Genomic DNA, 12,713 nt, shown 5'->3' on the forward strand with positions numbered 1-12,713 from the left:
CTCACCACCGCGCATCCGCGCAAATCCCCATGACCTACATCGAAACCCTCGCCTGGGGCCTGGGCCTGTTCGCGTTCGCGCGGCTGGTGCTGGCCCCACTCGGCGACTACTTCTCACGCCGCTACGTCGCGGCCGACCCCTGGAGTCCGCAATGACACGCAAATTCCTGCGCCTTCACCGCGAACTGCTCACGAATGCCGCTTTCTGCCTGATCGCCATCGCCTTGCTGGTCTCGGGCTACGGCGAACGCCAGCAGCGCGACGAATCCACCCAAACTGCCCAGGACAACGGCAAGACCGCCTACGCCGCCAAGGGCTAACTCGGAGTTCCCCATGTGGTTTAGAAACCTCAAGATTTACCGCCTGTCTACCGTCTGGTCGCTATTTGGCGATGACCTGGAAGCCGCCTTGGAGCGTCACGCCTTTAAGCCGGGCAGCAACCTGGAAATGCAATCCCTGGGCTGGTTCCCGCCCCGCGAAAACGGCGGCCTCGCCCATGTCGTCAGCGGTCAGATCCTGCTGACCCTGCGCGCCGAAAGCAAGCTGCTGCCCACCAGCGTTATCAACCAGGTCGCCAAGGCCCGCGCCCAGGAAATCGAAGACCAGCAGGGCTACAAGCCGGGCCGCCAACAGATGAAGGAAATCAAGGAGCGCGTCACTGACGAACTTCTGCCGCGCGCCTTCAGCGTCTACCGCGACACCCGCGTATGGATTGACCCGCTCAACCGCTGGCTGGTGATCGACACCGCGGCGTCGTCCAAGGCTGACGAAGTGATCGGGCTGCTGGCCAAGTGCGTGGACCCGTTCCCGCTCGAAAACCTATACGTCACGCAGTCCCCCGCCTCGGCCATGACCACCTGGCTGGCCGAGGACGAGGCTCCGAGCAACTTCAGCATCGACCAGGACACCGAACTGCGCTCATCCGGCGAGAGCCGCGCTGCCGTCCGCTACCTGCGCCACTCCATCGACGCCGACGACGCCCGCCGACACATCCAGTCCGGCAAGCAATGCACCCGGCTTGCCCTAACCTGGGCCGACCGCGTGTCGTTCGTTCTGACAGAAGGCCTCGATATCAAGCACGTCGCACCGCTGGACGTGCTGAAGGAAGGCAACGACACAGTCGCCGCCAATGACGACGAGAAGTTCGACTCCGACATGATGCTCATGACCGGCGAGATCTCTAAGATGCTCGCTGACCTGGTAGGCGCACTCGGCGGAGAAAAACAGATTTAAAGAAGCTCGTCCATTCCAATTGCATGGGCGATCTTCTTTTGCCCGTGTGCACGGAGTTGCGAGGCCTCTTCGGCATCAGCGCCCAACGCCAAGATGAAGTCATCAGCGTCCATACCTTGAGCACGGGCCTGAAGACGAGCAATGCGCCAAATCTCTAAATACTGCAACTCCTCCACGCTACTGCCCACGGCCTCGGCAGCTGCTTGAGACACCGATGCGATTGCGGCCCTGCATTGCAAATTCTCCGCCGCGAACCGCGCCAGCCCACGGCTGATTGCCGCCTTGTACCTTTCGTTCATCTCTTCCATTCTGGGCTCCATAGATTTGGCCCATATGGTAGACCAATCTTAGGCTAGAAATAATGACCAACCCCCCGGCATCGTTCAAGTCGATGATTAAGGACGGCACGATCAAACGCGCCGATGCAATGAAAGCCCGCTACCGCGATATCCGCGTGAAACCCGGTTTCAACCTCCGGGATCTGGATGAGGAATATGAGGCGGGCGTAGAAGAATTGACCGTCCACATCATGGGCGGCGGGCAGATCCCTCCGCTGGAGGTTGCTCCGCTCGCAGATGGCTCCGGCGTGGAATTGGTCGACGGCCACCGACGTTATGACGCCATCGGCCGCGCCATTAGCCGCGGCTTCCCCATCGAATGGGTGGCGATCATCGCCTTCCAAGGAAACGAAATCGACCGGCAGGCGCGGATCTTCACCAGCAACAAGAATGCCCCGCTGCGCCCTCTGGAGGCCGCTCGCGGCTTCAAGCGCTTCCGCGGCGCTGGCCTGGACAGCGCCGAAATCGCCGCCATCGTCCATTGCAGCCGTACCCACGTTGAAAACTATCTCGTCCTGGCCGACGCCGAGCGCGATGTGCAAGAACTGGTCCGCGCCTGCACGGTATCCGCCGAGGTAGCAATCGAAGCGGTACGCAAGCTGGGCGCCAAGGCAGGCGAGTTCCTGGCCGGTAAGGTCGACCAGGCCAAGGCCGCCGGCAAGTCCAAGGTCACCCCCAGCGCCATCCACGGCCGCGCCCTGCCCCGCAAGGTCGTCTCCCCGCTCATCAGCGGCGTGGACGCCTTCATCCAACGCCTGGACGCCAACCAGCGCGCAACCCTCCTGGATATCAAGGAAGGCCGCGTTGCTGACGAAACCATCACCATCCCCGCCGCCGCCCTGGTCGATCTGTTCCAGGCACATAGCGCCGTCGAAACCATCCGAGCCAAGCAGGCCGAAAAGCAACGCCGCGCCGCCGAGGCCGCTGCAGCTGCCGGCCAGGCCTCGATCCCCGAAGAGGAAATCATCGAATGATCAAGCTCACCGACTCCAGAGGCGTGGCCATCTACCTCGCCGCCGACGCCATAGCCAGCATTCAGCAGGCCGGCCCCAGCAGCGCATGGCACGGCATCCGCGCTTACGTCCGCACCTTCGACGGCAGGACCTACGAAGTGCAGCAGGACGCCAGCGAAATCAACGCTGCGGTGGAAGCGGCCCTGCAAAGGAGCGAATCATGAACACCCCCGCCCCCGAGACCCCCACCGCCCCCGATGAAGCGCTCAGCAGCCTCATGGGCGCAGCCCTGAATGTGCCCCACCCTGACGCCCCTGCAACCCAAGTATCCGCGGTGGAGCAAGGAAAGGCGCTGCCGCCACTCGATGAAAACCTGAGGCTCATCCTTGGGCGACCGAACTTCGCTTGCGGCCAACTGGCGCAGATGCTCCGCCTCGGCGGGCAGGAGATTGAGCACCGAGCCGAACACGAGCAAGCCGCCGTTATCTATTTTTTGCTGAACATCTATCTCGAGCACGGCAGCGGATGGGCAGAAAAGGCATCTGACGCGTTCGCCGCCATTGCCGCCCAGGCAGGGAGAAAGTAATGCGCAGATTCCTCGTCACCCACTGGATGTTCCCCATAGCGATCCTTGTCTGGGCAGCCTTCAGCATCACCGCCGCGATCCAGCTAGAGCCGATCAAAGCAGCCCTTGGCTTGGGCGCCCTGATCTGCGCCTGCGGCCTCGCCTGGCACTCCTGGAAGGGCTATGCGCCCAAAGCTACGCCCCGTACCGCCCGCCTTCAGGCCGCCCCCGTGGAGCGCGACAGCGACGGCTATTGGACCCACCCGGCGCACCCTGCGTTCGAAGAAGGTCAGCACGCCGAGGCCTTCGAATGGCTCGACGCTCAGCAACTCGAAACGGATATCGCCTACCTGGAAAGCGAAGCCGAGGATCACCCGGCCGTTGTCGCGTACTGGGGCGATGCCGGCGATTCCAATATCAGCGCCTGGGAACCGCCCCGCCCCGAGGGCGAAGGCTGGTTTGTCCTGTCCGTCCATGACACCGAAGACTGGGGGCCGGTATGCGTCTGGGTCCGCCATGCAGCCCAGCAGGGCAAAGGCGGTGCAGCATGAGCCGCGCAACGATGCCCATCATGGGCGCCACCCTCTTGAGCGAAATTCCCTTCGCCATGATCGAGCCCCACGAAGCACAGGCCAAGCGCAACCACGGCCAATCCCTGAACCGTCTCGCTGATCGCGGCGGGCTGGCCGTTCCGGAAGCGCTCGACATTCTTGAAGGGCGCCCGGGGGCCTCATCCAAGAACTGCCTCAACAATGAACGGTACTTGATTCATCTCGTTCGTGAATGGCGCGCCACCCAGCGCGAGGCAGATGCGTCATGAACTGGATCGAACTCGCCATAGGCTTTGCCGCGGGGTGCGGCTACAGCACCGCAGTCACCTTCGTTCTCGCCTATCTGGACCGGCGGGACGAACTGCGGTGCCAGGTTGCGGGGAGGTGAGCATGGGCTACATCAACCCGCTGCTGCGACTTCCCGCCGGTCAAGCTCTCCAGCAACTGCCCAAGGCCGACCGCGAACGTATCGAAGCGGTCATGCGTGCCTTGCGCGACCAGGCGAACGCGGAGGCCGAAACGGCTTGGCGCCGCCGCAAAGCACCCATGGCCGCGTACTGGCGCGCCGTCAGCACTTATGCGCGCCACGTCGCCCACGCGCTCGCCGCCAAACCCGACGAAGGCGCAAGGTGAGCCGTCAGACCTTTCGCGCCGATTTATTCAATTTATCGATGTAATTGCATATCTCGCCGGCGGCGTCCCGAATCGCTCTATCCGGATCGACCGACGCGGCTTGGAGACCACGATCAAAGCGAGCCCAAAGACGCTTAGGCGTTCCCGGCGGCTGCCCCGTGAACTCCACATCGGCCAGATAGAGTCCCTGGCCATCATTCGTAGTGGGATGTCGGACCTCGATTCGAACCCACATTCCGCAGTATTCAAACTCTTTGGTTGCGATAGGCATGGCGCCCTCCTGTGCGCCAAATCCTACCCCATCCTCCCCGGAGTGTCAGTATGACAAACCAGTACGCCGCCGCCCAGGCGGCCAAATCTCAAACCGTGCTGTCGTTCGATGAGCGTGAGCGCATCCTATGCCAGTACATCCGCGAGCCGATCAACCACGACCGGGAAATGGCCATCGCCATCGAAGCCGCCGTACTGTCCAATCTGCGCGCCCCCGTAACCGGGGAGGCGCAGCCGGCGGCCTACCTAACGCTGGACGAGGAAGGCTCACCCCGCATGTTGTTCTTCGATGTGGTCGAGGCACGCAGCTACTGCGCACTCGGCGAAGAGCCGGAGCCGCTATTCCGGAACGCAGCCCGCCAGGCCAGCGCCGACGACGTGCACAATGCGGCGCTGGAAGCCTTGGAGGCCGCCCGGCGCTTTATCCGCAACGGCATCGAGTTTGGCTACATCCGCATGCCGGACGCCGACAAGCCCGACCCTGCACACCGCACGCCGGGCATGATCGACGCCGCAATCCGCGCCCTCAAGCAGCTCCGGGCGGACAAAGCCGCCCGCTGTACCTGCCCCAGCGGTGACGGCTCCCTGCGCCATCCGTGCCCGGCACCCCCCCAGACCAACAAGGGACGAGCATGACCGCCCTTTACCTACTCGCCCTGGCGGCGGCGCTCGCTGTCGGCGCCGTCGCCGGCCTGGTGCTGTCTCCGCACCGAGTCAGGCGCCCCCGCGGCTACCGCTAAGCCCTCGTCCAAATCAACTGACCACACGAACGGCGCCCGCTGCAAAGCGGCCGCCGTTCTCCGTTGGAGAAACAAAACATGGAGCTTCGAATTGAGCCTGTGTACGTCGACCTGCCCACGGCGGCGTCCATCACCACCCTCGCAGAATCGACCATTCAAAGCATGGTCACCAAGGGCGAATTCCCCGCCCCTCGCGAGTTGTCCGGCCGGCGTGTCGGCTACCTTTACTCAGAAATCATGGACTGGGCGCTCAGCCGCCCTCGCTCCGAACTGCTGCCCCCGAAGAACACCGGAGCCCGCAAGGCCAAGACCGTCGAAGCCAGTTAGGCGCGACCGGCAGCCAACTCTTCCAGATACGTCGACAGCCGGCCGAGCCAATCACGCCTTTCCTTGTCGTAGGCGTGCCGGTTATAAACCCCTTCCACGCCGGGCAGCATGTGCCCCAATATCACCTCGCCCACCTCACGCGGGCACCCCAGCGAAGCCAGGAACGTGCGCGACGTGCGCCGCAAGTCGTGGGGCGACCAGTGGGTTACCGTCAAGCGGACGCGCTTCCTGTGCGACGACGTTTCGCTATAGGGCTGGTGGTAGTAAACCCGCGTCTGGACCGACTTTTGCTCCCAGTGGCCGGATTTTCCGTAGGACGGAAACAGGTAGCCGCTCCCGTAAGCCGCTTTCCGACGCCTGACTATCTGCTCGGCGCGGCCAACCAGCGGGACGCGGAAATCCGTGGCCTCTGCGCGCTTCGCATTCTTCGTTTTCTCTTTTGGCACGGTCCACCACAGACCATCAGCTTCTTCCGAGATTTCCTCGGCCTCCATCGCTCCGATCTCGGCCCCTCTGGCGCAAGTCCAGAGATATAGCGTCAAGAAATCCTCCACGTCGCGCGAAAAGTTAGGCAACCAGGGGATCAACTCCCCTGCCTCTGCCGGCGACAACACGCGCTTCTTGACGCCACTCTTCTTGCCGTTGATCGCCTTCCCTTTCGATTTCAGCTTTCCCCGAAGGATCGCCCTCCACCAGTTCGGCACGGTTTCGGGCAGCTTGCCCGCGTCGTGGCAATAGTCCCAGGCCGCCCCCAGTTCGCGGCGCAGGATCTGAGCCTGCACCGGGGTGTGGGCGAACGATTCAATCAGGGCGAACGCGTCGGCGCGCGTGACGGCCTCGGCGGGCTTGTCGGCAAGCGGGCCCAACATGGTTCGGAACGTCCGCTCGATTTCAACCTGCCCCTTCATGCTCCGATGCTGCTTTATATGCCCGGCGTGGTACAGGTCGCAGGCACCCTTCACTGTCAACGCCCCCTTGGCCTTCTCCTGGGCCGCCACAGCGGCCGCCTTAGCGGCCTGGCGCTGCTGCTTGGCTTCTACCGCCACGTCGACGCCTGCCTCGCGTTGCTGGCGTAGCTTTTCCCACTCGACAACAGCCCCGGCAATTGACATGGCTGGCCACCGCCCCAGCTTCTTCTGGCGCATCTTTCCGTTCACCGGACTCTTGTATCGGTAGATCCAGGTTCTTGTGGTCGCGGAGGCCTCCAGGCGCAGCCCCGGGTAGCCATCAATGGTAAGGTGTCGGCCTGGTTCAAGCAGCTTGGCGGCGCGGGCGTCGAATTGCATAGGGCGGTGGATTCTCTGGCGTAACTTTTGCGAGAATCCTATCCCAACCGGCGTAACTTCTCAATTCGACCCCTCCAAAACCTACGCCAAACCGGCAAGTGTTGGCGGGTTTTGATGGGCGTTGCTGGGCCATATAAGCAACACGATTCACCCAACTTTCCCCTTGGAAATGCAAGTAGCACAAGGCAAGAAGCCCAAATCACAGGCCGAAATGGACGATCAGCTTTCAGGCCACACCCCCATGATGCAACAGTACCTGCGCCTCAAGAATGAGGCCGGACCGCTGCTGCTGTTCTACCGCATGGGCGACTTCTATGAGATGTTCTACGAAGACGCAGAGCGCGGCGCCCGGCTGCTGAACCTGACGCTGACCAAGCGCGGCTCGTCCAACGGCACGCCGATACCCATGGCCGGCATCCCGGTGCACGCCATGGAACAGTACCTGGCGCGGCTGGTGGCGCTGGGCGAGTCGATCGCCATCTGCGAACAGATCGGCGACCCGGCCACGTCCAAGGGACCGGTCGAGCGCCGCATCGTGCGCATCGTCACGCCCGGCACACTGACCGACGACGCGCTGCTGCCGGCCAAGGCCGACCGCGCGCTGGCCTCGGTCTTCATCGGCGGCAACGCGCGCGCGCCACGCGCCGGCCTGGCCTGGCTGAACCTGGCCAGCGGCGACTTCCGCGTCACCGAATGCGCGCCGGCCCAACTGGAATCCGAGCTGCACCGCGTCGCGCCGGCCGAGATCATCTGCGCCGAGAGCGCCGAGCTGCCCTTCTCGTTCGACGGCGCCCGCGCCCGCGTGCCCGACTGGCACTTCGAGGGCGACAGCGCGCGCGCCCACCTGCTGGCGCATTTCAAGACCGACACGCTGGCCGGCTTCGATGTCGAGGACATGCCGGCCGGTGTCTGCGCCGCCGGCGCGCTGCTGCGCTACGCCGCGCGTACCCAGTCACAGGCGCTGGCGCACGTGCAGAGCCTGTCGGCCGAGCGCCCCGGCCAATACGTGCTGCTGGACCCGGTCACGCGCCGCAACCTGGAACTGACCCAGACCCTGTCGGGCGAGGACGCGCCCACGCTGTTCTCGCTGCTGGACGGCTGCCGCACGCCCATGGGCAGCCGGCTGCTGCGGCGCTGGCTGCATCACCCGCTGCGCGAGAACGCGCCGGCGCTGGCGCGCCAGCACGCCATCTCGGCGCTGCTGGCCGGCCGCATGGACGTGGAACAGACCTTCGGCGCCGCCGGCCTGCTGGAAACACTGCGCGCCACGCTCAACGCCTTTCCTGACATCGAACGCATCGCCGCGCGGTTGGCGCTGCGCTCGGTGCGCCCGCGCGAGCTGGCCAGCCTGCGCGACGCGCTGCACGCGCTGCCCGCGTTGCGCGAGCTGGTCGCCCCTATGTCGTCCTCGCCGCGCCTGGGCGAGCTGCTGGCCCAACTGTCCGTCGACCCCGACCTGGCCGGCCTGCTGACCCGCGCCATCGCGCCCGAGCCGGCCGTGGCCATCCGCGACGGCGGCGTGCTGGCGGCGGGCTTCGATGCCGAACTGGACGAGCTGCGCGGCCTGGCCGCCGACGGCGGCGACTTCCTGCTGCAGCTGGAAGCCCGCGAGCGCGAGCGCACCGGCATCAGCAACCTGCGCGTGGAATTCAACCGCGTCCACGGCTTCTATATCGAAGTGACCAAGGGCCAGACCGCCAAGGTGCCCGAGGACTACCGCCGCCGCCAGACGCTGAAGAACGCCGAGCGCTACATCACGCCCGAGCTCAAGACCTGGGAAGACAAGGTGCTGTCGGCGCAGGACCGCTCGCTGGCGCGCGAGAAATGGCTGTTCGAGCAGCTGCTGGACGTGCTGGCCGAACACGTACGCCCGCTGTCCGACTGCGCCGCGGCGCTGGCCGAACTGGACACGCTGGCCGCGCTGGCCGAGCACGCGCGCCGCCACGACTGGGTGGCGCCCGAGCTGTCCGAGCAGGCCGACATCGATATCGACGCGGGCCGCCATCCGGTGGTCGAGAACGCCATCGAACGCTTCACACCCAACGGCTGTCGGTTGGACCCGGCGCGCCGCATGCTGCTCATCACCGGCCCCAACATGGGCGGTAAATCGACCTATATGCGGCAGGTCGCGCTGATCGCGCTGCTGGCGCGCACCGGCAGCTTCGTGCCGGCGGCCAGCGCGCGCGTCGGCAAGATCGACCGCATCTTCACCCGCATCGGCGCGGCCGACGATCTGGCGGGCGGCCGCTCCACCTTCATGATGGAAATGACCGAAGCCGCCGCCATTCTCTCGGCCAGCACGCCCAACAGCCTGGTGCTGATGGACGAGATCGGCCGCGGCACCTCGACCTACGACGGCCTGGCGCTGGCCTGGGCCATCGCCTGCCGCCTGCTGGCGCACAACCGCGCGCTGACGCTGTTCGCCACGCACTACTTCGAACTGACCCGCCTGCCGTCCGAACAGCCTTCGGCGGCCAACGTGCACCTGGCGGCGGCGGAATCCGCCGGCGGCATCGTATTCCTGCACGAAGTCCGCGAAGGCCCGGCCAGCCGCAGCTACGGCATCCAGGTCGCGCAGCGCGCCGGCGTGCCGGCCGCCGTGATCCGGCAGGCCACCCGCGAGCTGGAACGCCTGGAATCCCAGGGCGCGCCCACGCCGCAGCTCGGCCTGTTCGCCGCCGCGGCCGACGCCGACGCGCAGGCCGAGGCCGCCGCCGAACGCTCCGGCGCCTTCGAGGCGCTGGATGCGCTGCGCGACGAACTCGCCGCCATCGATCCCGACAGCCTGACCCCGCGCGAAGCGCTGGACGCCCTCTACCGTCTCAAGAAGCATCTGCAATGAACCTCGATCATCCCCTGCCGCTGCTGGGCAACCAGAGCCCCAACGACTTCATGCGCCGCTACTGGCAGAAGAAGCCCCTGCTGATCCGCCAGGCGATTCCCGGCTTCAAGCCGCCCGTCGCCATCGCCGCGATCAAGAAGCTGGCGCGCCGCGACGACGTGGAATCGCGCCTGATCTGGCGCGAGAACGGCGAATGGCAGATGGAGAACGGCCCCTTCGCCCGCCTGCCCAAGGACAACGAGGGCGACTGGACGCTGCTGGTGCAGAGCGTGGACCTGCACAGCGACGCCGCGGCCGAACTGATGCAGCAGTTCCGCTTCATCCCCGATGCGCGCCTGGACGACGTGATGATCAGCATCGCCAGCCACGGCGGCGGCGTCGGTCCGCACTTCGACAGCTATGACGTGTTCCTGCTGCAGGCCGCCGGCCAGCGCGAATGGCGCTACGGCCGCCAGAAGGATCTGTCGCTGGAGCCCGGCCTGCCGCTGAAGATCCTGAGCCGCTTCGAGCCCGAGGCCAGCGCCGTGCTGTCGCCCGGCGACATGCTCTACCTGCCGCCGCAGGCCGCGCACGACGGCATCGCGGTGGGCGACGGCTGCATGACCATCTCGATCGGTTTTCGCGCGCCCACGCAGGCCACGCTGGCGCGCGGGCTGCTGGAAGCGGCCGCCGACCAGGTCATGGCGCGCGTCGGCCTGCTGGGCGGTCCTTACGGCGAACCGGCGCTGCCCGGCCCGAAGCTGTCGGCCGTCTACCGCGATCCGGCGCAGCCGGCTGTCGCCACACCGGCGGAACTGCCCGACGGCCTGATCGCCGCCACGCTGGAAACCGTGGACAAACTGCGCTTCGACGAGGCTCTGGCCTCGCGCTTCCTGGGCTGCTGGCTGACCGAGCCCAGCAACCTCAGCGTGTTCGATGCGCCCGAGGACATGGATGTGGACCTGGAAGAAGACTGGCCCGCATCCGGCAGCCTGCTGCTGGACCGCCGCAGCCGCATGCTCTATCGCGGCAAGCAGCTCTTCATCAACGGCGAGACCGCGATGGTTCCGACCGACGCCGCGCTGCGCAAACTGGCCGACACCCGCCGCCTGGACTGCGCCGATCCGCTCTGCACCAGGCTGTCGGACGAGGCCCGGTCCTGCCTGGCCGACTGGCTGGATTCCGGCTGGATCCGCTACGTAGCGGCCTAGTGTTCGCCGGGCCGGATCCCGCGGCACGCTGTAGGATCCGGACACCTGCGCGTATCCATCGCGCACAGAACGCAATGAGGTCTGTGCACGGGGACACATAAGGAAAGACATCACACCGCGCGGAAAGGTTTGTTGCCTTTGGGATGCCACCGCTTTAATTTGAAAACCGGCGCGCGCAGCGAGTTCCTGTAGCCTGACTCCTGGTTTCCCCTGAGTGGGTTTCAAGAGTCATCATCTACAGGAGTCCAAAAATGATGAGCAAAACCTTGATCGTTGCCTCGGTGCTGGCCGTCGCGCTGAGCGCGTGCAACAAGAAGGACGAGACGGCGCCGCCCGCTTCCAACCCGGCTCCGGCCACCAGCGCGCCCGCGCCCTCGGGCACGCCGCCCGCCAGTTCGCCGGCACCCAACACCGCGCCCGGCGGCGGCTCCACCACGCCCAGCGGCTCGACCACTCCGGCGTCTTAATCCGCCGCAGCGCAGAACCCCCGCTCTGTGGTTGAAGAATAGCCCCGGCATGGCCGGGGCTATTTGCTGTCCGCGCGGAAAACACGGTCAGGCACGTGGCCCGCCCGAAAAAGAAAAGGCCCCGGAAAAACCGGGGCCTGGACCTGATGCCTGACGGCGGGCGCAATGCCCGCCGCGATGCCAGGTTTACATCTTGTCCTTCAGCACGCTCAGCAGGCGCTGGGCGGTGGCGCTGCTGTCGCGCTGGCCGTTCGCGTCCAGGACCGTGACGTTGGTCTGGTTGCCCGAACCGGCCACATGGATGCGGTACTGCGGCGCCTGCGCCTTCTTGTCGCCCGAGAACATGCGGCTGAAGAAGCCCGGCTGTTCGTTCTTCTCGCCGGTGTCGGTGTCGACGTAGCGCACGAAGTAGTCGCCGGCGGAGCGGTCGCGGTCTTCCACGGCGAAGCCGCCGCTGTCCAGCGCCACGCCAACGCGACGCCATGCGCGGTCGAAGGACTCGTCGACGACCAGCTGCGCGCCCTGGGCGCGGACGTCCTGCTGCACGGCAGGCTTCTGCGGCGCGGCCTCGGCCTGCTGCACCAGCTTGCGGGCATTGTCGACATCGGTGCCCAGGAACACCAGCATGCGGGCCAGCATGGCGGCGTTCAGGCCCGGATCTTCCTTGCCGTTCTGCCACTGGACCTGCGAGCCGTCGGAGCCGACGCGCTTCTCCAGCATCTGGCGATGGCTGACGTAGATCTCGGTGTGGCCGTTGACGCGCTCGACACGGGTGCGGAATTTCTCGCGCTCGCCGCTATCCCAGGCCTGTTCCAGCACGCTGCCCAGCGCCTGGCGCAGCCAGCTTTCCGGGATCTTGGCGCGGTTCTCGGCCCAGTCGGTCTCGATCAGGCCGGCCTTGGGGTTGTTGCTCTGGATCGTGAAGCCGCTCTCGGTCCAGAAGTCCACGACGCGCGGGAAGATGTCTTCGGGCGGACGGTTGATGACCAGCCAGCGCAGGTCGCCGTCGCGCTCGACGCGCATGTCCTGGCGGTCGGGCAGCACATTGGTGGACTTGGGCGCGGTGGCCTGGGTCTGCCCTTGTTGCTGGAACTGCGAATAAGTGGTCGAGCCGGACACCGGCGCGCGATAGCGCGGATCGCTGGCGGCCTGGGTCAGGTCGGGCGGAATGCTCAGAGGCTCGCCGCGCTGGCTGACCGCGCTCTTGTAGTTGACGGATTCTTCTTTGCCCAGGAACTGATTGACCTCGCTGCAGCCGGCCAACAGTACCAGAGACATCAATGCCGACAGGCCGGCATGACGCTTGTTCATACTTATCC

General features: G+C 65.7%; 19 protein-coding genes. 15 read left to right on the plus strand and 4 right to left on the minus strand.

Features of this window, described 5'->3' with window-relative positions; genetic code table 11:
* Nucleotides 1–29 precede the first annotated feature (29 nt).
* From C2U31_RS31150 to C2U31_RS26560, 3 genes are read left to right on the plus strand one after another with little or no spacing between them, the layout of a single operon-like run.
* On the plus strand, nucleotides 30–155 hold the full coding sequence (locus C2U31_RS31150) for a hypothetical protein (RefSeq protein WP_255414604.1): 126 nt from the start codon (nucleotides 30–32) through the stop codon (nucleotides 153–155).
* Nucleotides 152–319, plus strand: a complete 168-nt coding sequence (locus C2U31_RS30695) for a hypothetical protein (protein ID WP_158658473.1) — start codon at nucleotides 152–154, stop codon at nucleotides 317–319. Before C2U31_RS31150 ends, C2U31_RS30695 begins: the two co-directional genes overlap by 4 nt.
* Nucleotides 320–332: 13 nt before the next feature.
* On the plus strand, nucleotides 333–1,232 hold the full coding sequence (locus C2U31_RS26560) for a recombination-associated protein RdgC (protein WP_103275534.1): 900 nt from the start codon (nucleotides 333–335) through the stop codon (nucleotides 1,230–1,232).
* On the opposite strand, the gene C2U31_RS26565 is transcribed toward C2U31_RS26560, so the two are convergent.
* Nucleotides 1,229–1,540, minus strand: coding sequence for a DUF6388 family protein (locus C2U31_RS26565; RefSeq protein ID WP_103275535.1), 312 nt, complete (start codon nucleotides 1,538–1,540; stop codon nucleotides 1,229–1,231). The two genes, C2U31_RS26560 and C2U31_RS26565, sit on opposite strands and share 4 nt — an antisense overlap.
* 53 nt (nucleotides 1,541–1,593) lie before the next feature.
* Between C2U31_RS26565 and C2U31_RS26570 the strand changes: the two genes are divergently transcribed.
* The 7 genes from C2U31_RS26570 to C2U31_RS26595 are packed head-to-tail and all read left to right on the plus strand — an operon-like array spanning nucleotide 1,594 to nucleotide 4,272.
* Nucleotides 1,594–2,544, plus strand: a complete 951-nt coding sequence (locus tag C2U31_RS26570; protein WP_103275536.1) for a hypothetical protein — start codon at nucleotides 1,594–1,596, stop codon at nucleotides 2,542–2,544.
* On the plus strand, nucleotides 2,541–2,747 hold the full coding sequence (locus C2U31_RS26575; protein WP_103275537.1) for a hypothetical protein: 207 nt from the start codon (nucleotides 2,541–2,543) through the stop codon (nucleotides 2,745–2,747). Before C2U31_RS26570 ends, C2U31_RS26575 begins: the two co-directional genes overlap by 4 nt.
* Nucleotides 2,744–3,109: a hypothetical protein gene (locus C2U31_RS26580; protein ID WP_103275538.1), complete on the plus strand. Its 366-nt coding sequence runs from the start codon at nucleotides 2,744–2,746 to the stop codon at nucleotides 3,107–3,109. The genes C2U31_RS26575 and C2U31_RS26580 overlap by 4 nt, the downstream gene beginning before the upstream one ends.
* Nucleotides 3,109–3,639, plus strand: coding sequence for a hypothetical protein (locus C2U31_RS26585; protein ID WP_103275539.1), 531 nt, complete (start codon nucleotides 3,109–3,111; stop codon nucleotides 3,637–3,639). Before C2U31_RS26580 ends, C2U31_RS26585 begins: the two co-directional genes overlap by 1 nt.
* Nucleotides 3,636–3,908: a hypothetical protein gene (locus C2U31_RS26590; protein ID WP_158658474.1), complete on the plus strand. Its 273-nt coding sequence runs from the start codon at nucleotides 3,636–3,638 to the stop codon at nucleotides 3,906–3,908. Before C2U31_RS26585 ends, C2U31_RS26590 begins: the two co-directional genes overlap by 4 nt.
* Nucleotides 3,905–4,027: a hypothetical protein gene (locus tag C2U31_RS31155; protein WP_255414605.1), complete on the plus strand. Its 123-nt coding sequence runs from the start codon at nucleotides 3,905–3,907 to the stop codon at nucleotides 4,025–4,027. The genes C2U31_RS26590 and C2U31_RS31155 overlap by 4 nt, the downstream gene beginning before the upstream one ends.
* Nucleotides 4,028–4,029: 2 nt before the next feature.
* Entirely contained in the window at nucleotides 4,030–4,272 is a 243-nt protein-coding gene (locus C2U31_RS26595) for a hypothetical protein (protein WP_103275541.1), read from the plus strand.
* Nucleotides 4,273–4,276: 4 nt separating this feature from the next.
* Here C2U31_RS26595 and C2U31_RS30700 read toward each other — a convergent pair whose 3' ends face one another.
* A complete protein-coding gene (locus C2U31_RS30700) occupies nucleotides 4,277–4,543 on the minus strand; it encodes a hypothetical protein (protein ID WP_158658475.1) in 267 nt (88 codons plus the stop codon).
* A gap of 50 nt (nucleotides 4,544–4,593) precedes the next feature.
* Between C2U31_RS30700 and C2U31_RS26600 the strand changes: the two genes are divergently transcribed.
* Nucleotides 4,594–5,178: a hypothetical protein gene (locus C2U31_RS26600; protein WP_103275542.1), complete on the plus strand. Its 585-nt coding sequence runs from the start codon at nucleotides 4,594–4,596 to the stop codon at nucleotides 5,176–5,178.
* 182 nt (nucleotides 5,179–5,360) lie between these two features.
* Nucleotides 5,361–5,609 carry an AlpA family transcriptional regulator gene (locus C2U31_RS26605; protein WP_082884045.1) on the plus strand — a complete coding sequence of 83 codons (249 nt, stop codon included), beginning with the start codon at nucleotides 5,361–5,363 and terminating at the stop codon, nucleotides 5,607–5,609.
* Here the strand turns inward: C2U31_RS26605 and C2U31_RS26610 are convergent.
* Nucleotides 5,606–6,895: an integrase family protein gene (locus tag C2U31_RS26610; RefSeq protein ID WP_063580970.1), complete on the minus strand. Its 1,290-nt coding sequence runs from the start codon at nucleotides 6,893–6,895 to the stop codon at nucleotides 5,606–5,608. The two genes, C2U31_RS26605 and C2U31_RS26610, sit on opposite strands and share 4 nt — an antisense overlap.
* A gap of 241 nt (nucleotides 6,896–7,136) precedes the next feature.
* Between C2U31_RS26610 and mutS the strand changes: the two genes are divergently transcribed.
* The 3 genes from mutS (at nucleotide 7,137) to C2U31_RS26625 (ending at nucleotide 11,394) form a co-directional block, all read left to right on the plus strand.
* Nucleotides 7,137–9,737 carry a DNA mismatch repair protein MutS gene (gene mutS, locus C2U31_RS26615; protein ID WP_103276593.1) on the plus strand — a complete coding sequence of 867 codons (2,601 nt, stop codon included), beginning with the start codon at nucleotides 7,137–7,139 and terminating at the stop codon, nucleotides 9,735–9,737.
* Nucleotides 9,734–10,927, plus strand: a complete 1,194-nt coding sequence (locus C2U31_RS26620) for a cupin domain-containing protein (protein ID WP_103275543.1) — start codon at nucleotides 9,734–9,736, stop codon at nucleotides 10,925–10,927. Before mutS ends, C2U31_RS26620 begins: the two co-directional genes overlap by 4 nt.
* Before the next feature lie 251 nt (nucleotides 10,928–11,178).
* Nucleotides 11,179–11,394: an endopeptidase gene (locus C2U31_RS26625; protein ID WP_103275544.1), complete on the plus strand. Its 216-nt coding sequence runs from the start codon at nucleotides 11,179–11,181 to the stop codon at nucleotides 11,392–11,394.
* A gap of 186 nt (nucleotides 11,395–11,580) precedes the next feature.
* On the opposite strand, the gene bamC is transcribed toward C2U31_RS26625, so the two are convergent.
* Complete coding sequence (bamC, locus tag C2U31_RS26630; RefSeq protein ID WP_199770900.1) at nucleotides 11,581–12,705, minus strand: outer membrane protein assembly factor BamC; 1,125 nt, start codon at nucleotides 12,703–12,705, stop codon at nucleotides 11,581–11,583.
* Nucleotides 12,706–12,713: the final 8 nt, after the last annotated feature.

Source organism: Achromobacter sp. AONIH1, assembly GCF_002902905.1.
Lineage (GTDB): Bacteria > Pseudomonadota > Gammaproteobacteria > Burkholderiales > Burkholderiaceae_B > Achromobacter.